20 protein-coding genes are annotated in these 25423 nt (G+C 60.8%); 6 read left to right on the top strand and 14 right to left on the bottom strand.

Going from position 1 to position 25423, the window contains the following annotated elements; translation table 11 throughout:
* Positions 1-579: 579 nt before the first annotated feature.
* Complete coding sequence (locus tag CD175_RS01225; RefSeq protein ID WP_104447336.1) at positions 580-1632, top strand: WD40/YVTN/BNR-like repeat-containing protein; 1053 nt, start codon at positions 580-582, stop codon at positions 1630-1632.
* Positions 1633-1660: 28 nt separating this feature from the next.
* Positions 1661-4045 (top strand): efflux RND transporter permease subunit, encoded by a 2385-nt coding sequence (locus tag CD175_RS01220; RefSeq protein ID WP_104447335.1) that lies wholly within the window; start codon positions 1661-1663, stop codon positions 4043-4045.
* 118 nt (positions 4046-4163) lie between these two features.
* On the opposite strand, the gene CD175_RS01215 is transcribed toward CD175_RS01220, so the two are convergent.
* The 12 genes from CD175_RS01215 to CD175_RS01155 form a co-directional block, all read right to left on the bottom strand.
* Positions 4164-4439: a peptidylprolyl isomerase gene (locus tag CD175_RS01215; protein ID WP_104447334.1), complete on the bottom strand. Its 276-nt coding sequence runs from the start codon at positions 4437-4439 to the stop codon at positions 4164-4166.
* Positions 4440-4505: 66 nt separating this feature from the next.
* A complete protein-coding gene (locus CD175_RS01210; protein WP_104447333.1) occupies positions 4506-7043 on the bottom strand; it encodes a PAS domain-containing hybrid sensor histidine kinase/response regulator in 2538 nt (845 codons plus the stop codon).
* Between the two features lie 207 nt (positions 7044-7250).
* A complete protein-coding gene (locus tag CD175_RS01205) occupies positions 7251-9206 on the bottom strand; it encodes an acetoacetate--CoA ligase (RefSeq protein WP_104447332.1) in 1956 nt (651 codons plus the stop codon).
* 120 nt (positions 9207-9326) lie between these two features.
* Entirely contained in the window at positions 9327-10100 is a 774-nt protein-coding gene (gene hbdH / locus CD175_RS01200; RefSeq protein ID WP_104447331.1) for a 3-hydroxybutyrate dehydrogenase, read from the bottom strand.
* A 7-nt stretch (positions 10101-10107) separates the two neighbouring features.
* On the bottom strand, positions 10108-11499 hold the full coding sequence (locus CD175_RS01195; protein WP_007974692.1) for a GntP family permease: 1392 nt from the start codon (positions 11497-11499) through the stop codon (positions 10108-10110).
* Positions 11500-11774: 275 nt separating this feature from the next.
* Positions 11775-13190 (bottom strand): sigma-54 interaction domain-containing protein, encoded by a 1416-nt coding sequence (locus tag CD175_RS01190; protein ID WP_104447330.1) that lies wholly within the window; start codon positions 13188-13190, stop codon positions 11775-11777.
* Positions 13191-13335: 145 nt separating this feature from the next.
* The gene (locus CD175_RS01180; protein WP_104447329.1) at positions 13336-14913 is read right to left on the bottom strand and encodes an ABC transporter ATP-binding protein; all 1578 of its coding nucleotides are present in this window, start codon (positions 14911-14913) and stop codon (positions 13336-13338) included.
* Between the two features lie 13 nt (positions 14914-14926).
* On the bottom strand, positions 14927-15949 hold the full coding sequence (locus CD175_RS01175) for an ABC transporter permease (protein WP_104447328.1): 1023 nt from the start codon (positions 15947-15949) through the stop codon (positions 14927-14929).
* On the bottom strand, positions 15949-17010 hold the full coding sequence (locus CD175_RS01170) for a microcin C ABC transporter permease YejB (protein WP_104447327.1): 1062 nt from the start codon (positions 17008-17010) through the stop codon (positions 15949-15951). Before CD175_RS01170 ends, CD175_RS01175 begins: the two co-directional genes overlap by 1 nt.
* A complete protein-coding gene (locus CD175_RS01165; RefSeq protein ID WP_104447326.1) occupies positions 17010-18878 on the bottom strand; it encodes an extracellular solute-binding protein in 1869 nt (622 codons plus the stop codon). The genes CD175_RS01170 and CD175_RS01165 overlap by 1 nt, the downstream gene beginning before the upstream one ends.
* A gap of 135 nt (positions 18879-19013) precedes the next feature.
* Positions 19014-19295, bottom strand: coding sequence for a peptidylprolyl isomerase (locus CD175_RS01160; protein ID WP_104447325.1), 282 nt, complete (start codon positions 19293-19295; stop codon positions 19014-19016).
* A gap of 107 nt (positions 19296-19402) precedes the next feature.
* On the bottom strand, positions 19403-20284 hold the full coding sequence (locus CD175_RS01155) for an esterase/lipase family protein (protein ID WP_104447324.1): 882 nt from the start codon (positions 20282-20284) through the stop codon (positions 19403-19405).
* A 338-nt stretch (positions 20285-20622) separates the two neighbouring features.
* Between CD175_RS01155 and CD175_RS01150 the strand changes: the two genes are divergently transcribed.
* Complete coding sequence (locus CD175_RS01150; protein WP_104447323.1) at positions 20623-21687, top strand: hypothetical protein; 1065 nt, start codon at positions 20623-20625, stop codon at positions 21685-21687.
* A gap of 57 nt (positions 21688-21744) precedes the next feature.
* On the opposite strand, the gene CD175_RS01145 is transcribed toward CD175_RS01150, so the two are convergent.
* The gene (locus CD175_RS01145; protein WP_104447322.1) at positions 21745-22824 is read right to left on the bottom strand and encodes a 3-deoxy-7-phosphoheptulonate synthase; all 1080 of its coding nucleotides are present in this window, start codon (positions 22822-22824) and stop codon (positions 21745-21747) included.
* 337 nt (positions 22825-23161) lie between these two features.
* On the bottom strand, positions 23162-23290 hold the full coding sequence (locus tag CD175_RS31840) for a hypothetical protein (protein ID WP_256589904.1): 129 nt from the start codon (positions 23288-23290) through the stop codon (positions 23162-23164).
* A 161-nt stretch (positions 23291-23451) separates the two neighbouring features.
* Here CD175_RS31840 and CD175_RS01140 point away from each other — a divergent pair, with 161 nt between their 5' ends.
* The 3 genes from CD175_RS01140 to gacA all read left to right on the top strand — a co-directional run bounded on the left by CD175_RS01140 (position 23452) and on the right by gacA (position 25422).
* On the top strand, positions 23452-24210 hold the full coding sequence (locus tag CD175_RS01140) for a carbon-nitrogen hydrolase family protein (protein WP_104447321.1): 759 nt from the start codon (positions 23452-23454) through the stop codon (positions 24208-24210).
* On the top strand, positions 24210-24644 hold the full coding sequence (locus tag CD175_RS01135) for a GNAT family N-acetyltransferase (RefSeq protein ID WP_104447320.1): 435 nt from the start codon (positions 24210-24212) through the stop codon (positions 24642-24644). Before CD175_RS01140 ends, CD175_RS01135 begins: the two co-directional genes overlap by 1 nt.
* Positions 24645-24780: 136 nt before the next feature.
* Complete coding sequence (gene gacA / locus CD175_RS01130) at positions 24781-25422, top strand: response regulator transcription factor GacA (RefSeq protein ID WP_008015884.1); 642 nt, start codon at positions 24781-24783, stop codon at positions 25420-25422.
* Position 25423: the final 1 nt, after the last annotated feature.

Below are 25423 nucleotides of genomic sequence, written 5' to 3'. Positions count from 1 at the left end.
ACAGGGAAACGCGTTCAATCGCGATCAGGCCGGCCGGTAGGCCGCCTCGCTTTGGCTTTTGCGGTGCACGCCCCCTCGAGAGGCCGAGTGGAGGTTCTGCGCAGTGGGCAACCCGGCATGGATGCCGGGTTAGCCGCGTACGGCCATGGATGGCCGATCGCGGCGGGCCCACGGAGCAGGACCGGAGCGAGGGAATGCCGAGCCTTGGCGAGGCACCGAACGTCAGGGGCAAGAGCGCTTGGTTACTTGGGGCTTTTCCAAGTGACCCGCTGTAAAAGCGGAACCATAAGTAGCCGTTACCGCAGCAACGGATATGCACACCGAACACCCACCCCAAAACCGCAATCACCCCACCGAATACCCAACCATTCAGACCAAGCCCCCATCCCCCTCGGTTAACAAAAGATAACGTGGCGTCGATTGTCAGACATTAAAAAACACCGATAGGATAGTCCAGCTTCCGAAGGGGCTCTGGATGGCGGGTTTCAGGACTATGCTCTGAAACAGCCGGTCCAGACACGCATCCTTGCGGCGCCCAGAAAGGTTGAACGACCTAACAATAATAATGGGAGAAGGTCTATGAGTGAGCCTGTCATGGGTGTGGGTATCTGCCGCCCGCCGGCACTGCGCAAATTAGCGTTGCTGGCCACAGCGCTCTCGCTGTTGGGCTCTGCCATGCTGTCGGCACCTGTGCTGGCCGCGGCGGCGCCAGCATCCGATGTTGTTTATTCCATTGAATCCGCCAAGGCTGCCAAAACACTGATGCTCGATGTCGTCCACGCCGGCAAGCGCCTGGTGGCCGTCGGGGATCGTGGGCACATCCTGTATTCCGATGACCAGGGCGCGACCTGGACCCAGGCCAAGGTTCCGACCCGGGCCCTGCTGACGTCGGTGTTCTTTGTCGATGACAAGCACGGTTGGGCCGTCGGCCATGACGCGCAGATCCTCGCCAGCGAGGACGGCGGCGCGACCTGGACCAAGCAATTCGAAGATCTGAATCGTGAATCGCCGCTGCTCGATGTCTGGTTCAAGGACGTCGACAGCGGTTTTGCCGTGGGCGCTTATGGCTCGCTGATGGAAACCACCGACGGTGGCAAGCATTGGGAGGACGCCAGCGACCGCCTGGACAACGAAGACCAGTACCACCTGAACGCGATCGCCGCGGTCAAGGATGCCGGGCTGTTCATCGTCGGCGAGCAGGGCAGCATGTTCCGCTCCGCTGATTGGGGCCAGACCTGGGAGAAGCTCGAAGGTCCGTACGAAGGTTCGCTGTTTGGCGTGATCGGCACGGCGCAGGCCAATACGCTGCTGGCCTACGGACTGCGCGGCAACCTTTACCGCTCCACGGATTTCGGCAGCACCTGGGAGCAAGTCGAACTCAAGGCTGAGCGCGGCGACCTGGAGTTCGGGCTGTCTGGCGGCACGCTGCTCGACGATGGTTCGATCGTGATCGTCGGCAACGGCGGTTCGGTGATTCGCAGCAGTGACAATGGCGAAACCTTCAAGGTGGTCAACCGTCCAGACCGCATTTCGGTCTCGGCAGTGACGGCGGCAGGCAATGGCAATCTGGTTCTGGCCGGGCAGGGCGGCGTTCGCGTCACCTCGCCAAACGGCACCGAGTCGGGCAAATGAGCCGGGTTAATAATAAGAAGGCGGAGCTATGACTTCCTTGAGTACGCATCACCAGGACAAGGCGACGTTCCTCGAGCGCCTGATCTTCAACAACCGTCCGGCAGTGATTACGATCTGCCTGCTGGTCAGTATTTTCCTGTTCTGGCAGGCGACACTGATCCGTCCGTCCACCAGCTTCGAAAAAATGATCCCGCTGGAGCACCCCTTCATCCAGAAGATGATGGAGCACCGCAACGATCTGGCGAACCTGGGCAACACCGTGCGGATCTCGGTGGAAGCCACCGATGGCGACATCTTCTCCAAGGAGTACATGGAGACCCTGCGTCAGATCAACGACGAGGTGTTCTACATTTCCGGTGTCGACCGTTCCGGTCTGAAGTCGCTGTGGAGCCCCAGCATTCGCTGGACCGAGGTGACGGAAGAGGGCTTCGCCGGCGGTGAAGTGATCCCGCAGAGCTACAACGGCTCCCAGGCCAGTCTCGATTTACTGCGCAACAACGTGCTCAAGTCCGGTCAGGTCGGGCGCCTGGTGTCCAACGATTTCAAATCGAGCATCGTCGACATTCCGTTGCTGGAGTCCTACCCGGATCCGCAGGACCAGGGCAAGCTGCTGGCGCTGGACTACCGCAAGTTCTCCCACGAGCTTGAAGACAAGATCCGCACCAAGTTCGAAGCGCAGAACCCGAATGTGAAGATCCACATTGTCGGTTTCGCCAAGAAGGTCGGTGATCTGATCGATGGCCTGGTGATGGTGGTGATGTTCTTCGGCATCGCCTTCGTCATCACCCTGATCCTCCTGCTGTGGTTCACCAACTGCCTGCGCAGTACCGTCGCCGTGTTGAGCACGACGCTGGTGGCAGTGGTCTGGCAACTCGGCCTGATGCACTTCTTCGGTTTCGGGCTCGACCCCTATTCGATGCTGGTGCCGTTCCTGATCTTCGCCATCGGTATTTCCCACGGCGTGCAGAAGATCAACGGGATCGCCCTGCAATCGAGCGAGGCGGACAACGCCCTGACGGCGGCGCGTCGCACCTTCCGTCAATTGTTCCTGCCGGGGATGATTGCGATCCTCGCCGATGCCGTGGGTTTCATCACGCTGCTGATCATCGATATCGGCGTGATCCGCGAGCTGGCGATTGGCGCGTCCATCGGTGTGGCGGTGATCGTGTTCACCAACCTGATCCTGTTGCCGGTGGCGATTTCCTATGTCGGCATCAGTAAGCGTGCCGTGGCCCGCAGCAAGAAAGACGCCACCCGCGAACATCCGTTCTGGCGCCTGCTGGCGAATTTCGCCAGCGCCAAAGTCGCCCCGGTTTCCATTCTGCTGGCGCTGATCGCCTTCGGCGGCGGCCTGTGGTACAGCCAGAACCTGAAAATCGGCGACCTCGACCAGGGTGCCCCGGAGCTGCGTCCGGACTCGCGCTACAACAAGGACAACAACTTCATTATCAACAACTACTCCACCAGTTCCGACGTGCTGGTGGTGATGGTCAAGACCAAGTCCGAAGGTTGCTCGCGCTATGAAGCCATGGCGCCGATCGACGAGTTGATGTGGAAAATGCAGAACACCGAGGGCGTGCAGTCGGCGATTTCCCTGGTGACCGTGTCCAAGCAAATGATCAAGGGCATGAACGAAGGCAACCTGAAATGGGAAACCCTGTCGCGTAACCCTGATGTGCTGAACAACTCCATTGCCCGCGCCGACGGCCTGTACAACAATAGTTGCTCCCTGGCGCCGGTGCTGGTGTTCCTCAACGATCACAAGGCCGAGACCCTGGATCGCGCGGTGCATGCGGTGCAGGAGTTCGCCAAGGAAAACAACAAGGAAGGCCTGGAGTTCATCCTCGCTGCCGGTAACGCCGGGATCGAGGCGGCCACCAACGAGGTGATCAAGAAGTCCGAGCTGACCATCCTGATCCTGGTGTACATCTGTGTGGCGGTCATGTGCATGATCACCTTCCGCTCCTGGGCGGCGACCTTGTGCATCGTGCTGCCGCTGGTGCTGACCTCGGTGCTCGGCAACGCGCTGATGGCCTTCATGGGCATCGGCGTGAAAGTGGCGACCCTGCCGGTCGTAGCGCTCGGGGTGGGGATTGGCGTGGACTACGGCATCTACATTTATAGCCGCCTGGAAAGCTTCCTGCGTGCCGGCCTGCCGCTGCAAGAGGCTTACTACCAGACGCTGAAGTCTACCGGTAAGGCCGTGCTGTTCACCGGTCTGTGCCTGGCGATCGGCGTGTGCACCTGGATCTTCTCGGCCATCAAGTTCCAGGCCGACATGGGTCTGATGCTGACCTTCATGCTGCTGTGGAACATGTTCGGTGCGCTGTGGCTGTTGCCGGCACTGGCGCGGTTCCTGATCAAGCCGGAGAAACTGGCGGGGCAGAAGGGCAACTCGTTGTTTGCTCACTGATCCATGCAGAAATGAAAAAGCCGCAACCTTGGTTGCGGCTTTTTTGTGTGCGTTGAAGATCAAAAGATCGCAGCCTTCGGCAGCTCCTACAGGTCATCAATTGGCAATGACGCTGTGGTCAATCCCGGTAAAACACCTGTACCAGGTGATACCCGAACTTGCTCTTGATCGGGCCATGCACCACCCGCAGCGGTTTCTTGAAGATCACCGCATCGATCACGCCAACCATCTGCCCCGGGCGCACTTCGCCGAGGTCGCCGCCGCGCTTGCCCGACGGGCAGGTCGAATACTTCTTGGCCAGCACATCGAACGCTTCACCCTTGGAGATGCGTTGTTTGAGCTGCTCGGCTTCTTCCGAGGTTTTCACCAGGATATGGCGGGCTTGAGCTTTCATGGGGCGGTTACCTTGCAACGATACTGGCTATGTGGGTGGCAGCGGGGGGCGCGATTATGCCTCAACTCAGTCCGGTTGGCCGATCATCGTGCGAATCTTGTTGGCCAGCAGGTCGATGGAAAACGGTTTGGTCACCATGTCCATGCCTTCTTCAAGGAAACCCTGGCGCTCGGCCGCGATCTCCGCATAACCGGTCATGAACAACACTTTCAGTCCGGGACGATGCTGGCGGGCGATTTCTGCCAGTTGTCGGCCGTTCATGCCCGGCAACCCCACGTCGGTCACCAACAGGTCCACCCGCAGGTCCGACTCCAGCACCGGCAGCGCGTCTTTGGCATCTTCGGCTTCATGGGCGCGGTAACCGAGTTCCTTGAGCAGGTCCAGTACCAACATGCGTACCGCCGCATCGTCCTCGACCAGCATCACCGTTTCGCCGGCAATCGCAGCCGGCGCTTCGCTGACCACGGGTGACAGGACTTTTTCCGGCTCGGTCGAATGCAGGCGCGGCAAGTACAAGCGCACGCTGGTGCCTCGTCCGGGCAGGCTGAACAGGCTGACGTGGCCCCCCGATTGCTGGGCAAAACCGTAGATCATCGACAGGCCCAGGCCAGTGCCCTGGCCGATGGGCTTGGTGGTGAAGAACGGGTCGAATGCCTTGGCCAGCACCGAGGGCGTCATGCCGGTGCCGTTGTCGCTGACGGCAATCATCACGTAGTCGCCGGCCTTGACCGGTTCCAGGGTCGTGATGTCGCTGCCGTCGAGGTACACGTTGGCCGTTTCGATCTGCAACTCGCCGCCCCCGGGCATGGCATCCCGGGCGTTGATCACCAGGTTGAGCAGGGCGTTTTCCAGCTGACTGACATCGGTGTTGACCCGCCAGATGTTCTGCGCAAGTTGCAGCTTGAGTTCGATGTGGTCGCCCTTGGTACGACTCAACAGGTCTTCGAGCGAGCGAATCAGGTCGTTGGGGTTCAGCGGCGTGCGATTGAGCGACTGACGCCGGGAGAACGCCAGCAAGCGATGGGTGAGGGCGGCGGCACGGTTGGCCGAGGACACTGCCGCCTCGGTGAACCGGCCGATCTCGCTGGCGCGGCCTTCGGCGATGTAGCGCTGCATCAGGTCGAGGCTGCCAATGATGCCGGTGAGCATGTTGTTGAAGTCATGGGCGATGCCGCCGGTAAGCTGGCCGACGGCTTCCATTTTCTGGGCATGACGCAAGGCGTCTTCGGCACGCTCACGCTCGAACATCTCGTTTTGCAGACGCTCGTTGGCCTCGGCCAGTTGTCGGGTGCGGGCGGCCACCCGTTCCTCAAGGGTTTCGTTCAGGTTGCGCAGGGCTTCTTCGGTGTTTTTGCGTTCGGTTTCGTCGATCACGAAGATGTAGAAGCCGTTGACCGCACCGTCTGCACCGTGGCGTGGCAGGTAATTCATCAAGGCCTGGCGCAGGCTGCCGTCGCGGTGTGGCGTGCTGATGCTGAAACAGCAGGGTCGGCCGGACAGCGCCTCTGTGATGTACGGGGCGCGTAGCGCGTAGGCTTCTTCGCCGAGCACTTCAAGAATGGTTCGCCCATAAAGCTCTTGCGGCGTCAGCCCGTACCAGTCGAGGTACGCCGCGTTGTTGAGGCGAAAGCGTTCTTCGCGGTCGACGTAGCTGATCAGGATCGGCATGGCATTGATGATCAGTTGCAGCTCGGTCTGACTCTGGCGCAGGGCCTGTTCGGTGTGTTTGCGCTCGGTCAGGTCCAGGGCTGCGCCGAGGAATCGGATCGGCCGGCCGTGATGGTCCTTGTAGCAGCGACCGCGGGCAAACACCCAGCGCATCTGGCCGTCGGTTTGCAACAGGCGATATTCCTCGGCGTATTCGCTGCCGTGGGTGATGCAGTGCTTGATGCTGCGGGCGATCAGGGCGCGGTCTTGCGGGTGTACGCCGTGCAGGTATTCGCTGATCGGCAACTGGTTGGCCATGGCCGGGTCGACGCCGTGGAGCTGGGCAAAATGCACATCGGCGATGAAACGGTCCTCGCTGATGTCCCAGTCCCAGGTGCCGACCGCATCGGTGGCGGCGAGGGCCAGTTGCAGGCGTTCCTCGGTTTCACGCTGGGCCTTGAGGCTGGCCGCCGAGCGTTGTTCGAGTTCGAGGGCGATGCGCCGGCGTTCATTGGTTTCGATGGCGGTGACCAGGATCCCGGCCACCTCGGCACCTTCGTCGCGGATCGGGCTGTAGGTCAGGTCGAGCCAGAAGTCGGACTCCCGGCCCTCACGTTGCAGGGTAAAGCGCTGCTCGCTGTAGGTTCGTACCTGACCTTGCAGGACGGCGCTGTAGATCGGGTCGGTAAAGTCTTTCAACTCTGGCCAGATCAGGTGTGTCGGTTGTCCGAACGCGTGCGGATGCTTGCTTCCGGCGAGCAGGGCGAAGCCGTCGTTGTAGATCTGTGTCAGTTGCGGGCCCCATAGCAGCAGCATCGGCATCGGTGAGTGAATGACAATGTCCACGGCGGTTCGCAGGCTCTGTGGCCAGGTGCTGGCAGCGCCCAGCGGGCTGCTTGCCCAGTCGATCCGGGCGATCAGGGCCTGGGCATCGCTGGCGGTGGGTATGGCGTTCATCCGGGAGTCCTGCGCCTGAGTCGCTTTAGCTGGCGTCTATTCTTGCACAGGTGGCAGACGCAGGTTGATTCAGGCGCTTGAGCGGTTAAGCGACGCAGGACCTGTGGGAGCGAGCTTGCTCGCGATGGCGTCGGGTCAATTTGCATTGATGTCAACTGACACTCCGCTATCGCGAGCAAGCTCGCTCCCACAGGTTTTTGCGGCGGTTCAAGACTGAAGTTCGGGACGATCGCGGTACTGTTCCAGCGCTTCGGGATTGGCCAGGGCATCGGTGTTTTTCACCTTCTGCCCGTGCACCACATTGCGCACCGCCAGTTCAACCACCTTGCCGCTGATGGTCCGCGGAATGTCGGTGACTGCGACAATCTTCGCCGGCACATGGCGCGGCGTGGTGTTGGCGCGAATCGTCTGGCGGATCTGTTGCTGCAGCGCCTCGTCCAGCTCCAGCCCGTCGCGCAAGCGTACGAACAGCACGACCCGCACGTCATCCTGCCATTGCTGTCCGATGGCCACGCTGTCGAGCACCTGCGGGATCTTTTCCACCTGACGGTAGATTTCCGCGGTGCCGATGCGCACGCCGCCGGGATTGAGCACGGCATCGGAGCGGCCGTGGATCATCATCCCGCCATGGGGCAATTGTTCGGCGTAGTCGCCCTGGGCCCAGACGCCGGGGAACAGGCTGAAATAGGACTGGCGCAGCTTTTCGCCATCGGCATCGTTCCACAGGCCGACGGGCATCGCCGGGAAGTGCCGAGTGCAGACCAGTTCGCCTTTTTCGCCGATCACCGGCTGGCCGGCGTCGTTCCATACCTCGACGGCCATGCCCAGGCTCTTGCCCATGATTTCGCCGCGCCGCACTGGCGACACAGGGTTGCCGTTGACGAAGCACGAGACGACGTCGGTGCCGCCGGACATCGAGGCCAGGCACAGGTCAGGCTTGAAGTCGCGATAAACAAAGTCGTAACTCTGCGGCGACAGCGCCGAGCCGGTGCACAGCAACGTCTTGAGGCTGCCCAGGTCATGACTGTCACGGGGCTTGATGCCGCTGCTTTCCAGGGTGGCGAGGTATTTCGGGCTGGTGCCGAAGACGCTGATCCCTTCGTCGTCGATCAGGTCGACCAGGCGTTGCGGGTCGGGGTGGAACGGCGAGCCGTCGTACAGCACCACTGCGCTACCTACCGCGAGGGCCGAGACCAGCCAGTTCCACATCATCCAGCCGCAGGTGGTGTAGTAGAACAGGCGTTCGCCGGGGCCGAGATCGCAGTGCAGGCCGTGTTCCTTGACGTGTTGCAGGAGTACGCCACCGGTGCTGTGGATGATGCATTTGGGCACGCCGGTGGTGCCGCTGGAGTAGAGGATGTAAAGCGGATGGGCGAAGGGCACCGGGACGAAATCTGGTTCGCCGCCGGGTGCGTAGAAATCGTCCCACAGCGTCACGTTGGCCGGGGTGCGGAAGTGTTCGATGTGCGCCTGTGGGCGTGCATAAGGCACGACGATCAGCTGTTGCAGTGAAGGCAGGCGCTGGAGGATTTCGTTGATCTTGGCGGTCTGGTCGATCTCTTTGCCGGCATAGCGGTAGCCGGCGCAGGTCACCAGCACTTTCGGTTCGATCTGGCCGAAACGGTCAACCACCCCTTGGGTGCCGAAGTCCGGTGAAGAGCAGGACCAGACAGCGCCAAGGCTGGTGGTGGCGAGCATGGCCACCAGGGTTTGCCAGGTGTTGGGCATGCACGCGGCGACCCGGTCACCCACACCGACGCCGGCGGCGATCAAACCGTTTTGAAAGCCGGCGACCTGTTCGGCCAGCTCGGCCCAGGTCAAATGTTCACGCTGACCGTTTTCGCCAACGGCTACCACGGCGATCGCATCATCGCGGCGCTGCAGCAGGTGTTCGGCAAAGTTCAGCGTGGCGCCCGGGAACCACTGGGCGCTGGGCATCTGCGGGCCTTCGAGCAGCACGGCGTCGGGTTGTTCGTGGAAGCGGATGTCGAAGAAATCGACGATGGCCTGCCAGAAATCCGGACGTTGCTCGATGGACCATTGGTGCAGGGCCGGGTAGTCGTCAATCTTTAGGTGATGCCGCTGATTGATGAAGCGCCGGAAGGCCTCCATGCGGGTCTTGCCGATGCGTTTGACGTCGGGTTGCCAGAGGATGTCGGACATGGTTTGCCTCTTCTTATGTCTTGAGATCCATTCGCGAGCAGGCTCGCTCCCACAGGGGATCACATTTCCATGTGGGAGCGAGCCTGCTCGCGATGAACGATAACGCGGTCTAGCAGATGTTCACTGCGCCAACCACCCACCATCCACATTCCACGCCGCGCCACGCACCTGGCTGCCGGCTTCGCTGCACAAAAACAGCACCAGTTCACCCAATTGCGGTGGTGTCACGAACTCCAGCGATGGCTGCTTTTCAGCGAGTAAATCATGCTGTGCCTGCTGTGGATCAACCCCGCTGGCGGCACGGTCGTCGATCTGTTTCTGCACCAGCGGCGTCAGCACCCAGCCCGGGCAAATCGCGTTGCAGGTGACCTGGGTGGTCGCGGTTTCCAGCGCGACCACTTTGGTCAAGCCGATCACCCCGTGCTTGGCGGCGACATAGGCTGACTTGCCCACCGAACCGACCAGGCCATGCACCGAGGCAATGTTGATCACCCGGCCCCAGCCCTTGGCGCGCATGCCCGGCAGGCTCAAACGGGTGCTGTGGAACACCGACGACAGGTTGATCGCGATGATCGAATCCCAGCGCTCCACCGGGAACTCATCCACCGCTGCCACGTGTTGAATGCCGGCATTGTTGACCAGGATATCGACGCCGCCGAACTCACGCTCGGCGTAGGCGATCATGTCGGCAATCTGTGCCGGATCGCTGACATCGGCCGGGTGATGGCCGACCTTGCCGCCAAACTGTTCCACCTCGGCAATAACGTTGGACGCATCGCCAAAACCGTTGAGGATCAGGTTGGCCCCGGCCCTGGCCAGGCTGAGGGCGATCCCCAGGCCGATGCCGCTGGTGGAACCGGTGACCAGTGCGGTCTTGCCCGAAAGAGTCGTCATGAATACCTCACACAATGCCAGTGGCGTAGAAGGTGCCGATCACCACGAAAACCGCCAGGGTCTTGATCAGCGTAATACAGAAAATGTCTTTGTAAGCCTCGCGGTGGGTCAGTCCGGTGACCGCCAGCAGGGTAATCACCGCGCCGTTGTGCGGCAGGGTGTCCATGCCGCCGCTGGCCATCGCGGCGACCCGGTGCAGCACTTCCAGCGGAATGTTCGCCGCATGGGCGGCGCTGATGAACTGCTCGGACATGGCCGCCAGCGCAATGCTCATGCCGCCCGAGGCGGATCCGGTGATGCCGGCCAGCAGGGTCACGGTAATCGCTTCGTTGACCAGTGGATTGGGAATGCTCTTGAGCCAGTCGGCCAACACCAGGAAGCCCGGCAGGGACGCGATCACCGCGCCGAAACCGTATTCCGAAGCGGTGTTCATGGCCGCCAGCAGCGCCCCGCTGACCGCACTTTTACTGCCTTCGGCGAGTTTGCTGCGAATCGCCTGGAAGCCAAACACCAGCACCATGAGGATGCCGACCAGCAAGGCTGCCTGTACCGCCCAGATTGCCGTGAGCTTGGCGATTTCCGTGGTCACCGGCGCGGCCATGCCTGGCAGCGCGAGACTGTGGGTCTTGCCGTACACCTGCGGAATCCAATGGGTGAACAGCAGGTTCATGATGCCTACCGCCAACAGTGGCGACAGTGCGAGCCACGGGTTGGGCAGCTTGAGGTCGGCGGCGGTTTCCGGCTCGTTGCGCAGGTCGGAGCCATAACCTTCACCGGCGCGCTGTGCCTTGTTGCGCTGGCGCTGGAGAAACAGCATGCCGGCACAGAACACGAAGATCGTGCCGATCACGCCCAGCCACGGCGCCGCCCACGCAGTGGTGTTGAAGAAAGTGCTGGGAATGATGTTCTGGATTTGTGGCGTGCCGGGCAGGGCGTCCATGGTGAACGAGAACGCGCCCAGGGCAATGGTCGCCGGGATCAGGCGCTTGGGGATGTTGCTCTGGCGGAACATTTCAGCGGCAAACGGGTAGACCGCGAACACCACCACAAACAGCGACACGCCGCCATAGGTGAGCAGGGCACAGACCAGCACGATCACCAGCATCGCCTGGCGGGTGCCGAGCAGGCGAATCGCCGCGGCGACGATGGAGCGCGAGAAGCCGGACAGTTCGATCAGCTTGCCGAACACTGCGCCGAGCAGGAACACCGGGAAATACAGCTTGATGAAACCGACCATTTTTTCCATGAACACCCCGGTGAAAGCGGGGGCGACGGCAGAGGGGTCGGTGAGCAGGACAGCGCCGAGGGCGGCAATCGGGGCAAAAAGGATAACGCTATAGCCACGGTAGGCAGCCAGCATCAGCAGCGCGAGGGCTGCCAAGGCAATGATCACACTCATGGTGTGTCTCCAGGGTTGTTATTTTTGTAGGGTGAAGCTTGGTAGGAGATGCGTATAGCGAGTTTTGTGCCAGATACTTAAGCTATTGAAATATAAGAATATATTTGTATTTTCGTGAGTTTCCTGGGTGGTTTTGTCTCAATTTGGAGACGTGTGTTGGCTGTACTGGCCTCATCGCTGGCAGCCAGCTCCTAAAGGGGATTGCGTAAACCTGTAGGAGCTGGCTTGCCAGCGATTCGCGCGCAGTGCGTCCTATAAATGAGAATTGTGTCTCTTTATAGAGACTCAACAATCCCCAGCGCTGCCATCTTCTTGTACAACGTCGACCGCCCCAGCCCCAATCGTGCCGCCGCCTCAATGACCTTGCCCCCGCATTGCGCAAGGGTCGTTTCGATCAGTTGTCGGTCGAATCGCTCCCGCGCCGCACTGAAGGTTTCATGGGCAAGGGGCTCCTGGGCCACGGGCGTCACGCGTTCAACCCGGGTGAACGTACCAATCGCCGCGCGGATGTCCGCCGCCGTCAGGCGCAAGTCATCACTGAGCAGCGCCGCGCGCTCCAGCACATTGCGCAATTCTCGGATGTTCCCCGGCCAGGCGTGTTGCCCCAACAATTCCAAGGCTTCGTGGTGCAGTTCATGCTGGCTGCGCAGTTCCTCGAGAATCGCTTCACTGAGCGCCGGCACGTCATCGAGGCGGTCGCGCAGGGGCGGAACCTGGATCGGCAGCACGTTGAGCCGGTAGTACAAGTCGGCGCGGAACTCGCCGCGTTTGATCGCCGCTTCCAGGTCGGTCGAGGTCGCGGCGATCACCCGCACATCGCTCTGGATCACTTCATTGGACCCCACCGGCTCAAATTCCTTTTCCTGCAGTACTCGTAGCAGTTTGCTTTGCAGGGGCAGCGGCATGTCGCCGATTTCGTCGAGGAACAAGGTGCCGCCCTGGGCGATCTGCAATTTGCCGGCGCGCCCCTTGCGGTCGGCGCCGGTAAACGCGCCGGGGGCGGTGCCGAAGAATTCGGCCTCCAGCAGAGATTCGGGAATCGCCGCACTGTTGATACTGACAAACGCCTTGTGCGCGCGGGGCGAGGCATTGTGGATGGCCTGGGCCAATAACTCCTTGCCGGTCCCGGTTTCGCCGAGCAGCAGTACCGGCGATTCGGTACTCGCACTGCGCCGGGCGCGGCGTTTGACTTCCAGGCTGGCGGCGCTGGTGCCGATGAAATGGGCGAAGTTGTATTTGGTCTGCCGCGCGCGCAGCAGCGAGCGGGTGGAGGCCAGTTCTTCCTGCATGCTCATGTAGCGCTTGAGCATCGGCGACAGGCTGCGCAGTTCGTCGAACAGGGCGAAACCGATGGCGCCGATGACCACGCCGGCATCGTCGTGAATCGGCAGGCGCATGACCACCAGGGGCTCTTTTGGGGTGTCTTGCATGTCTAGCAGAATCGGCCGGCCGGTGCGCACCACTTCACGCAACAGGCTGCCGGGGATCACGCTTTCGCAGGGCTTGCCGATCGCAACTTGTGCCGATTGCAGGCCGAAGCGCCGGGCGTAGCGCTCATTCATCCAGACGATGTTGGCGTCGCGGTCGACAATCACCGTGCCCTCGCTCGATTGCTCGATGATTTCGAACAACGAGCGGATCGCCAGCAGGCGAACGCGCTGGTAGTCCTTGAGGCTTTCGGTGGTGTTCATGGGTTTGATCCTGATTATGTTTTGCCTGTGCCGGCCACTTCGCGAGCAGGCTCGCTCCCACAGGGGATTTGTGAACGACACAGATCAACTGTGGGAGCGAGCCTGCTCGCGAAGGCCGCGCCTCGGTCCAACTTCATGCAACGGATTATGCCTGCCCCAACAACGCCGCCGCCAACAGCTCCTTGGTGTACGGATGCTGCGGTGAGTCAAACACTTCATGGCTGGCGCCGCGTTCCACCACCTTGCCGTCCTTGATCACGATCATGTCGTGGGCCAGGGCGCGGACCACCGCCAGGTCGTGGCTGATGAACAGGTAGGTCAGGCCGTGCTTTTCCTGGAGCTGGCGGAGCAGGGCGACCACCTGTTTCTGCACCGTGCGGTCCAGCGCCGAAGTCGGTTCGTCGAGCAGGATCAGCGCAGGCTTGAGCACCAGCGCCCGGGCGATGGCGATGCGCTGGCGCTGGCCACCGGAGAATTCGTGGGGATAGCGATGGCGGCTTTGCGGGTCGAGGCCGACTTCGCTCAGTGCGCGGATCACTTCGGCGTTGCACTCTTCAGTGCTCAACTGGCTGTGCACTTCCAGGCCTTCGCTGATGATCTGCGCCACCGACATTCGCGGGCTGAGGCTGCCGAAGGGGTCCTGGAACACCACCTGCATTTTCTTGCGCCACGGCCGTAGCTGTTTTTGCGTCAGGCCATCCAGCGCCTGGCCCTGAAAGCGGATGCTGCCTTCGGAGTCGAGCAATCGCAGGATCGCCTGACCGAGTGTGGACTTGCCGGAACCGGATTCACCGACAATGCCCAGGGTCTTGCCGCGTTGAATGTTCAGGCTGATGCCATCGACGGCACGCAGCCAGGTCTTGCGCTGGAACAGGCCACCACTGACGGGAAACCGCACCTGCAGATCGTTCACCTCCAGTACGTTTTCGCGCTCGTCCCGGGGCAAGGCTTCGCCTTCGGGTTCGGCGTGCAGCAATACGCAGCTGTAAGGGTGCTTCGGTTCGGTGAACAGGGTTTCGCACGGTGCTTGCTCGACGATTTCCCCGGCCTTCATCACGCACACGCGCTGGGCGATACTGCGCACCAGATTCAGGTCGTGGCTGATCAGCAGCAGCGACATGCCCAGCCGCTGTTGCAGGGACTTGAGCAGCAGCAGGATCTTGCGCTGCACGGTCACATCCAGCGCGGTGGTCGGTTCGTCGGCAATCAGCAGTTCCGGCTCGCACGCCAGGGCCATGGCAATCATCACCCGCTGGCGCTGGCCGCCGGAAAGTTGATGGGGATAGGCCTTGAGGCGTTCCTCGGGTTTCTGGATGCCCACCAGGTGCAGCAGTTCAAGGATCCGCGCTTGCGCCGCTTTGCCCGCCAGGCCTTTGTGCACCAGCAAGGTTTCGCCGATCTGTTTTTCGATGCTGTGCAGCGGGTTCAGGGACGTCATCGGTTCCTGGAAAATCATCGCAATGCGATTGCCGCGCAGTTGTCGCAACTTGCCGACATCGGCACCCACCAGTTCCTGGCCGCGATAGCGGATGCTGCCCGTTGTCCGGGTATCGGTTTGCGGCAGCAGTTGCAGGATCGAGTGGGCCGTCACCGACTTGCCCGATCCCGATTCGCCCACCAGCGCCAGGCATTCGCCGGGGCGGATGTCCAGGCACAGATTGCGCACCACGGTCTGGCCGCTGAAGGCCACGCTGAGGTCACGGATTTCGATCAGGTTGGTCATTGCAGCCGTCCGCTCAAGATCTCGGATCGAAGGCGTCTCGCAACGCCTCGCCGATAAACACCAGTAAAGAAAGAATCAGCGCCAGGGTGAAGAACGCCGTCAGGCCCAGCCACGGCGCTTGCAGGTTCTGCTTGCCCTGGCCGATCAGTTCACCCAGGGAAGCGCTGCCCGCCGGCATGCCGAAGCCGAGGAAGTCCAGGGCCGTCAGGGTGGAAATCGCCCCGGTGAGAATGAACGGCAGGTAGCTCAAGGTCGCGTTCATGGCGTTGGGCAGAATGTGCCGGACGATGACTTTGCGGTCGGTCAGGCCCAGCGCGCGCGCGGCCTTGACGTATTCCAGGTTGCGCCCGCGCAGGAACTCGGCACGCACCACGTCCACCAGGGCCAGCCATGAAAACAGTGCCATGATTCCCAGCAGCCACCAGAAATTCGGCTCGACGAAACCCGACAGGATGATCAGCAGGTACAGCACCGGCAACCCGGACCACACCTCCAGCAGGCGCTGACCGAGCAAATCCACCCAGCCGCCGTAATAGCCTTGCAGGGCACCGGCCGCGATGCCGATCAACGCGCTGACAAACGTCAACATCAAGGCAAACAGGATTGACACCCGGGCACCGAAGATCACCCGGGCCAGAACGTCCCGCGCCTGGTCGTCGGTGCCCAGCCAGTTGACGCTGGTGGGCGGACTGGGAGCGGGTTTGTTCAGGTCATAGTTGGGCGTGTCGTCACTGAATGGAATCGGTGGAAAGAGCAACCAGCCACCATCCTTCTTGATCAGCTGCTGCACGTAGTCGCTGCGGTAGTCGGCCTGGAACGGCAGTTGCCCGCCGAACTCCTGTTCGGTGTGGCGCTTGAACACCGGGAAGTACCACTGGCCTTGATAGCTGACCATCAGCGGTTTGTCGTTGGCGATCAGTTCGCCGCCCAGGGTCATCAGGAACAGGCCGACAAACAGCCAGAGCGACCACCAGCCCCGGCGGTTTTTCTTGAAACGCTCGAAGCGCCGGCGCGCCAGCGGTGAAAGCTTGAGCATCAGGCGTTCCTCGCGGCGAAGTCGATACGCGGGTCGACCAGGGTGTAGCAGAGGTCGCCCACCAGTTTTATCAATAGGCCAAACAGGGTGAAGATGAACAACGAGCCGAACACCACCGGATAGTCCCGGGATACCGCTGCTTCGTAACTCATGCGGCCCAGGCCGTCGAGGGAGAAGATCACTTCGATCAGCAGGGAGCCGGCAAAAAACACACTGATGAACGCCTGGGGAATGCCCGACACCACCAGCAGCATGGCGTTGCGGAACACGTGTCCATAGAGCACCCGTCGTTCACTCAAACCCTTGGCCCGGGCAGTGACCACGTACTGGCGGGTGATTTCATTGAGGAACGAGTTCTTGGTCAGGATGGTCAGCGTGGCGAAACCGCCAATCACCAGCGCGGTGACCGGCAACACCAGATGCCAGAAGTAATCGGCCACTTTGCCAATGGTCGACAGCGATTCGAAGTTGTCCGAGACCAGCCCGCGAACGGGGAACCAGTTCAGTGAAGTGCCGCCGGCAAACACCACAATCAGGAACATCGCAAACAGGAACGCCGGCATGGCATAGCCGATGATGATCGCGGTACTGCTCCAGATGTCGAAATGGCTGCCATGGTGCACGGCCTTGCGGATACCCAGGGGAATCGACACCAGGTAAGTGATCAGCGTCGCCCAGAGTCCGAGGGAAATGGTCACGGGCATTTTCTCGAGGATCAGGTCGGTGACGGTGGCGCCGCGGAAGAAACTCTTGCCGAAGTCCAGGCGCGCGTAGCTGGTGAGCATCAGCCAGAGGCGTTCGTGTGCCGGTTTATCGAAGCCGTACTGTTTTTCAATGTCCTTGATCAGCTGCGGATCAAGCCCGCGACTGGCCCGGGACTTGCCGCTGATGGATTCGCCGGAGCCGCCGCCAACCGCGGCACCGCCGATGCCCTGCAAGTGTGCGATGGCCTGCTCGACCGGCCCGCCCGGCGCGGCCTGAACGATGACAAAGTTGACCAGAAGAATGATCACCAGCGTCGGAATGATCAGCAGCAGGCGCCGCAGTATGTAAGCCCACATCAGTGCGGCCCTCCGGGTTTGCCACGGCTGATACGCTCGGCCGTCATCTGTTGGTTGGTCAATGGCGTAGTGCTCATCTCCCACCAGCTCTCGACGGCTTCGTCATTGCTCGCTTGCACGTTCGGGATGCCGAAGCGGTTCCACCACACCGTCGAGGTGCCCGGCGGGTAATAGTTGGGAATCCAGTAGTAATTCCATTGCAGCACCCGGTCCAGGGCATGGGCGTAGCGCAGCATGTCAGCCTGGGTGGTGGCGCGGATAAGCCCGGTGATCAGGGTGTCCACTGCCGGGTTCTTCAACACCATGTAGTTGTTGGAACCGGGGTCGGTGGCCGCCTCGGAACCGAAGTAATTGAGCAGTTCGCCTCCCGGAGAGGTGGTGACGGGGTAGCCAGTGACGATCATGTCGTAGTCGCGGCTCATCAGGCGATTGACGTACTGGGACGAGTCGATGCGGCGGATATTGAGGTCGATGCCGATCTGTTTCAGCGTGCGTTTATAGGGCAACAGCAGACGGTCCATGCCGTTCTGGCTGACCAGGAAGGTGAAACTCAGCGGCTCGCCCTCGGCGTTGACCAGTTGGTCGCCTTCGGGTTTCCAGCCGGCCTGTTCGAGCAAGTCCAGGGCCTGTAGTTGCTTGTCGCGTATCACGCCGCTGCCGTCGGTCTTCGGCGCCTCGAACACCTGGGTGAAGACTTCGTCGGGAATTTGCCCGCGTAGCGGTTCGAGAATCGCCAGCTCCCCGGCATCCGGCAGTTGCCGGGCGGCGAGATCGGTGTTGGAGAAAAAGCTCTGCTGGCGAATGTACATGTCGCGCATCATCTGCCGGTTGCTCCACTCGAAGTCCCACAGCATCACCAGCGCCTGGCGCACGCGACGGTCCTGGAACATGGGCTTTTGCAGATTGAACACAAAACCCTGGGCCGGCTGCGGCGCCTCGGTGGCGAGGTGGGCCTTTTGCAGGCGACCGTCGCTCAGGGCCGGGCTGTCATAGCCGATGGAATAACCGGTGGCGGAAAATTCCCGGTTGTAATCATAGGCGCCACCGCGCAGGACCTGGCGCGCCACGTCGGTATCGCCGAAGTACTCGATGCTGAAATGATCGAAGTTGTACAGGCCACGGCTGACCGGCAGGTCCTTGCCCCACCAGTCGGGATTGCGCTCGAAGGTGATGCTGCGCCCGGAGTCGATCTTGCCGACTTTATAGGGGCCGCTGCCCAACGGCGCTTCATAGCCGCCGCCACCGGCGAAATCGCGAGTCTTCCACCAGTGTTCGGGAAACACCGGCAGGGTCGCGATATCCAGCGGCAGGGTGCGATTTTCGTTGTTCTTGAAATCGAAGCGGATAGTCAGCGGTGATTCCACTTCGACGCCTTTGACGTCGGCGAACTGGGTGCGGTAACGCAGGCTGCCCTGGGTCATCAGCAGGTCGAAGGTATAGCGCACGTCTTCGGCGGTAATGGCTTTGCCATCGGCAAAACGCGCCTTGGGGTTGAGGTAAAAACGCAGCGACAGGCCGTCCTCGGAACGCTCCATCTTCTCTGCCACCAGGCCATACACGGTGTACGGCTCGTCCAGCGAGCGCTGGGCCAGCGGCGAATAGAGCAAACCGTCGATCTGGGTGACGCCGATGCCTTTGTCGATGTAAGGCAGGACATGATCGAACTGGCCGATTTCGATCGCCGATCGCCGCATCGTGCCGCCTTTGGGGGCCAGTGGATTGGTGTAGGCAAAATGACTGAAACCGGCAGGGTATTTTGCCGGTTCGCCGTACACGGTCATTGCCGGTTGCGGTGCCGCATTCACACCCGCGGCACCCGACAGCAGGGCCACGGCCGTGAACAACAAGGTAGGGAAAGCCAGTCGCATTGTCAGCCTTAGAGCCGGGTGGTCGTTAACGACAATTTGTACGCTAGCGGCGCGTCCCTCGCCAGCCGAATTACGCGTGTGAAACACAACGGCCCACCAAAAGGCGGGCCGTTGTGTGGATAGCTCAAGCGTCGATCAGTCCTGACGGCTGGTCACTTCCAGCAGGTGGTAACCGAACTGGGTCTTGACCGGGCCCTGGACCACGTTGAGCGGCGCGCTGAAGACCACGGTGTCGAATTCCTTGACCATCTGGCCTGGACCGAACGAACCCAGATCACCGCCCTGGCGGCTGGAAGGGCAGGTGGAGTTTGCCTTGGCAACTTCGGCGAAATCGGCGCCAGCCTCGATTTGAGTCTTGAGTTCGTTGCACTTGGCTTCCGAGGCAACCAGGATGTGACGGGCAGTGGCTTTGGCCATGGAAAAATACTCCTTTCAATATTCGGTAAAATGCGGAGCCTACCGGATTCAGTGAGCTATTTCTCCTCAAAGTTCCGTTCCATTCGCGATCCACGGCAGGTAGCCGCTCAAAGGCCGGCGGCGCTCAAGCGCTCGGCATGCCGGACATACAGTTCGACCGGGTCGACACCTGTGCGCAACTGGCCGGCCGGCTGGCCAAGGGTGTCCAGATGACCCAGTGCATAGTCGGAACGGATAACCGTGCCCAGGTGAGAACTGAAGCGACCGACCAAACCGTCGTTCTGCCCGGCTTCCGTGACGAAATAGCCAGAAAGGACCCGACAGAAAGCGTTGAGCGGATCGAGCGCATTGAGCCCTTCCTTGAGCAAATTTGACTGCAGTACGCCGCTCCACGAGTAGTAACGAACACCGTTGACCCGTTCGCGCCCCTTGCCGCCCCAGGTGGCGGGCAGCCCTTGCGGGTATTTGTCGTTGAATGCGCCTACGCCTTCGGTGGTCAGGGCATTGAGGGCGGCAATGGCGTTCTGCGGCTGGTACTGGTTGTCGCTCAAGGTCGCGAGGAAGTCGGCGAAGAGGGTCACCACCGTCTCGGCCACATGGTCCGGCAGACGGCCCGGTGTCAATGCCTTGCGTAGGAAATCGGCGAGCTCCGAGCCATGGTTCGGCCCGCTGACGGAAGTCACCGATGCCACACAGTGTGGCGCAACCGCTGCGGCATAACGTGCGGCCAGTGCACCCTGGCTATGGCCTATGAGGTTGACTTTGTGCGCACCGGTTCCTTCCAGTACCCGCTCGATCTGCATGAGCAATTGGTTACCGCGCACTTCGTTGTCGTGGATGGCCGACAAGTGGGGAACGAACACCCTTGCTCCGGCGTTCCTCAGCGCCTGCCTGATGTCGTGAAACAGCTCGAACTTGCCGATTCTTTCGAAGCCGAAAAGGCCGTGGATCAGCAGTATTGGATAACGAGTGCTTGCATTCCTTTGCATATTCACACCTTTGCACAGAAGTTCGTCGGGACTGCGTTGCGCTTCACTCTAAAACACTCGAGGGTGGCGCGATGTATGAAAAGTCCGCCGGAACTTGCGGAAAGCGGAATAGAGCAAGTGTGAATGCTCAAGATCTGCTGAGGCTTTAGTCGGAATCGCTTGACGATTTTTCACGGCAATCAGGTGGCTCTTGATCAAAGACCTACTTCACATGTATCGACTTTCCGAGCGAGGCTGAGTGAGAGGCCGACATCACGGCGGATAGTCGTGAGGTTCAATAGACGTCATCCAAAGCCGGCCACCCGTTCGGTGTTTATTCCAAGGAATGGAGCGAATGAATGACTGTTTATGAACCCGACACCTTGAATCTCGTACTGCAACCCTTGCCACCGCCCGTACTGGAGCAGGCGGAAAACGGCGTTCTGAACCCCTCTGACCGAAAAGCCGTGATCAGGGTCCGCCCATACCCAGGCATGACCTGCGGCGACAAATTGCTATTGAATTGGGCGGGTCTGGATGCCGATGGCCTCGCTTGCAATCATCAGGTGACGCGTTTTGTCAGTGACGAGCGGGTCGGCGAGGACATGATCTTTGCCGTGAGCAGCGCTTATATCGAGGCGCTCGACGGTGGCTCACTCGAAATCAGCTACTCGCTCCTGAGCAGTCGTTTTACCGGGCTCGTGCATTCCCATCGTTTGCAGCTGTGTGTGGGTGATGTGCAGTCAGACCTGTTACCCGCGACGGTGAACGACGCGGTGGGTAGAACGCTTGATCCGGATCGGGTCAAGGAAGGGGCGATCGTTACAATCAAACCCTATGCGCGCATGACGGCGGGCGACTGGGTGTTGCTGACCTGGGCTGGTGTTTCGGTCGAAGCAAGTTTCAGTGATGCACTCAAGGTCGAGTCCTTTGCGGTGGGGGGCGAACTGTCGTTTTGGGTTAGTCCGGAGTGCGTTGCGCTCAATCTGGGTTCCTCGGTTTCCGTCGATTATTGCGTCAAGCAAGCAGGGCATGGTCCTCGTTACTCTGAAGCAACGACACTGATGATTGGCAAGATGGAGCGGGGACCACTGCCAGCACCCATGGTGCTGGAAGCCGACGAAGGTTGGGTGGATCTGCTTGATGCGCAGGATGGCGTGACCGTCGTCATCGAAAACCCCAGGGCTGAAAAAGGGGAGCTGGTTTGCCTGAGATGTGACGGGGAGAAATTCAATCACCGTGACGAGCGCGAAATCACCAGAGACACCGCGGGCGAGCCGTTGATATTCATCGTTCCCTACCGGTTCTGGAGGGAGCATCGAGATTCTGCGATCCGTATTTCCTGTTCGGTCGAACGCCTTGATGGCACCTCTCAGCAATCCGGGGTGACACGGGTTCAGGTGCAATCCCTGATGGGGCATTGATCGCCATTTGCCCTCCAGTCTTCAGATGAAGGCCGGAGGGCGGACAGGTGATGCCGGTTACCGGGCGTTGTCTTGCACTCGCAGCCGACCTGCCGCTTCAAGCAACAGTTGTTCTGTCCCGGCCCAACCTAGGCAGCCATCGGTCACTGACACACCGTATTGCATTGACGAACTCAACGGCTGACAGCCCTCGAACAAATGGCTCTCGATCATCATGCCGATCAGCGAACGATCACCTTGCAGACGCTGTTCAAGTACATCGTTGAACACGGCTGGCTGGCGCAACGGGTCTTTGCCGCTGTTGGCGTGACTGCAATCGACCATGATCCGGGCCGGAATCCTGAGCCGGGTCAAGTCACTGTTCACCCGGGCGACGCTGGCGCTGTCGTAGTTCGGACCGCGATGGCCGCCGCGCAATACCAGGTGAGTGTCCGCATTGCCCGGGGTTTGAATGATCGCCGGATGTCCCTGGCTGTCGACACCGAAATGGCGATGCGGATGGGCGGCGGAACGCATGGCGTCGCTGGCGACAGCGACACCGCCGTCAGTCCCGTTCTTGAACCCGACAGGCATGCCCAGGCCGCTGGCCATTTCCCGATGGATCTGCGATTCCGTGGTCCGGGCGCCGATCGCCACCCAGCTCAACAGGTCGTCGAAGTAGCCGGCGGCCATCGGCTGCAGCAGTTCAGTCGCAACGGGCAAGCCCAGGCGTAGCATTTCACGCATCAGCTCGCGGGACAGCGTCAGGCCGGCAGCCATGTCATCGCTGCCATCCAGGTGCGGATCGTAGGCCAACCCTTTCCAGCCAACCGTGGTACGGGGTTTTTCGACGTAGGCGCGCATCACCAGGAGCATTTCGTCACTGACTTCGGTGGCGAGGCGGGCAAGGTTGCCGGCGTATTCGAGGGCTGATTCCGGATCGTGGATCGAGCATGGGCCTACGATGACCAGCAGACGGGAGTCTTCACCGTTGAGGATCGCGCGAACCGCCTGGCGGTGGGTGGCGACTTGCTGGGTCAGGATGTTGCCGAGGGGCAATTGCTGTTTGAGTTGCAATGAGCTGGGCAGACGCAGGGTCAGCGCTTCATTGGCAGGGCTCAAGGTGGACAGCGGCAGTGCGGAGACGGACGAGTTCATATTCAAGGCTTCCTGGGCTGGTGGCGGGTTCGTGCCCGCGCGCTCGGCCCTACTGGGGTGTTCGACAATTGGCCAGACTGGCTGTGTGTGTGTGCTTGCCACCTGTGGGTGACCGATCGGAGGCGGCAGGCTGTCCCGAGCGGAGGGTGGTAAATCGCCAGGCGGTAAAACTGTCGTAACGGTAATAAGTGGCGTAGTTCATGCTCTGAATCCTCTAAATGTCTGGTGTGTCGCTAAAAGTGTGGGGGCTGAAAAAACAAAACCCCCGGTCGGGAGGCCGACCGGGGGTTGAGAATTCTCTGGTGGCGACCCGTTTAAAGTGGGCGCCGTGTGGGTATCAGGCGCGCCAGTGGCTAAACCAATACCCAAAATAAAAGCTGACCGGAGCACAACCGTCGTTCACCCGGGCAGCCGCAACCGAGCGCAGGGCGCTGGCGGTACGAAGCTGTGAGAGGGTGTTGAACATGGTCTGTCTCCGATGGATGGGTCGAGCTTACTAGAGGCCGGTGCGCAGATTCAATCAGAAAATGCTATTGGCCGGCGACAGGGTTTTCTATCGCTTGAGTGGCCTGCGGGTTGTGACAAACTCTGCGTCTGTTCCAAAACACATCGACACAAGGACGCTTCATGTTTCCGCTGACCATCGCCGCAGCCCAATCGATCTCCATCGCCGGAGACCTTGCCGGCAATATCGCCAGGCACCAACGCTTCATCGCGGCAGCCGCGGAGCAGGGCGTGCAGTTGCTGGTATTCCCTGAGCTGTCGCTGACCGGCTACGAACGCGGGCTCGCGGACGAGCTGGCCATTGTGCCGGATGCCGCCATCCTGCAACCGCTGCGGGACCTCGCCCGGGCAGTCGGTGTGACGGCGGTTGTCGGTATGCCGATTCGGCTGTCGGATAACTCGCCGGTTCTAATTGGTGCGCTGGTGCTGGGGGCCGATGGTTCGCTTGGGGTCTACAGCAAGCAGCATCTGCATCCTGGGGAAGAAGTGGTGTTTGCACCGGGCGCCGGGGGTGAGCCCCTGACCATCGGGACAGACACGATTGCACTAGCGGTCTGCGCCGACTTTTCCCACGCCAGCCATGCGGCTGCTGCGGCGTGCCAGGGTGCAGGTGTCTACGCCGCAGGCGTGCTGATCACGGAAAACGGCTACGTCGCGGATACCGCGTTGCTGCAAGGCTATGCCGCGGAGCACGCCATGGTGGTGTTGATGGCCAATCATGGTGGCGCGACAGGTGGCTGGGCGTCGGCAGGACGTAGCGCGATCTGGGCGTCGGACGGTTTGTTGATTGCGGCCGCCACCGGTACCGGCAGCCAGATGGTTGTGGCTCGGCGCAACAGCGAGGGCTGGAGCGGGGCAGTCGTCGCCGTGGAGCCGGCGTGATGGACTGCGCATGGCGTGCGGCCACGCCAGAGGACCTGGCCTTCGCCCGCCAACTGACCTGTAAAAACATGCTGCGCTACTACATTCGGCACGACCTGATGTGGCAGGACGAAGCTTTTGACGTGGCCTGGGCAGGGCGGGACAACCGCTTGCTGACAAGCGGCGATCAGTTGTTGGGTTATGTGAGCTTGAGCCGTGATGCCAGAGCGTTGTACATCCGCGAACTGCAAGTCGTCGAAGCGTTTCGCGGGCTGGGCATGGGTTCCTGGGCAATCGATCAGGTGCTGGCAGTCGCGCACCAGGAGCGGCGACCGGCGTTACGCTTGACGGTTTTTGAAAATAACCCGGCACGGGCGTTGTACGAGCGCAAAGGATTCACAGTGGTGGGTAAGGATGAATGTTTCCTGAGAATGCAGCTTGATATCAGTCCATGACGTTGCCGCAACGCGTTTGCGACTGGCCTTTCAAGATGAATTGAAACTTTTAATCTGATGCTTTCCGCTAGGTCTGCCAGATGCTTTTTGCTAAGGTGTCTGGCAACCCAATAAGACCATATCGCGAGGTGTCTGCTTGATTAGGGTGCTAGTAGTCGATGACCATGATCTCGTTCGTACAGGCATTACACGAATGCTGGCTGACATCGATGGCCTGCAAGTAGTCGGCCAGGCCGAGTCGGGTGAAGAATCCCTGCTCAAGGCGCGTGAGCTGAAACCCGATGTGGTGTTGATGGACGTCAAGATGCCGGGTATCGGCGGTCTTGAGGCCACTCGCAAATTATTGCGCAGTCATCCGGATATCAAGGTCGTCGCGGTGACCGTGTGTGAAGAAGACCCGTTTCCTACGCGGCTGTTGCAAGCCGGTGCGGCAGGGTACCTGACCAAGGGGGCAGGTTTGCCGGAAATGGTCCAGGCCATCCGCCTGGTGTTTGCCGGGCAACGCTACATCAGCCCGCAAATTGCCCAGCAACTGGCGATCAAGTCCTTCCAGCCCACCAACGACTCGCCTTTCGATGCCCTGTCCGAGCGGGAAATCCAGATAGCGCTGATGATCGTCGGCTGCCAGAAAGTACAGATCATTTCCGACAAATTGTGCCTGTCCCCGAAAACCGTGAACACCTACCGTTACCGCATCTTCGAAAAGCTTTCGATCAGCAGTGATGTCGAGTTGACGCTGTTGGCGGTGCGTCATGGCATGGTCGACGCCAGCCTCTGAA

The sequence above is a fragment of the Pseudomonas laurylsulfatiphila genome, from assembly GCF_002934665.1.
GTDB lineage: Bacteria > Pseudomonadota > Gammaproteobacteria > Pseudomonadales > Pseudomonadaceae > Aquipseudomonas > Aquipseudomonas laurylsulfatiphila.
This window is presented reverse-complemented; position numbering and strand designations above follow the sequence as displayed.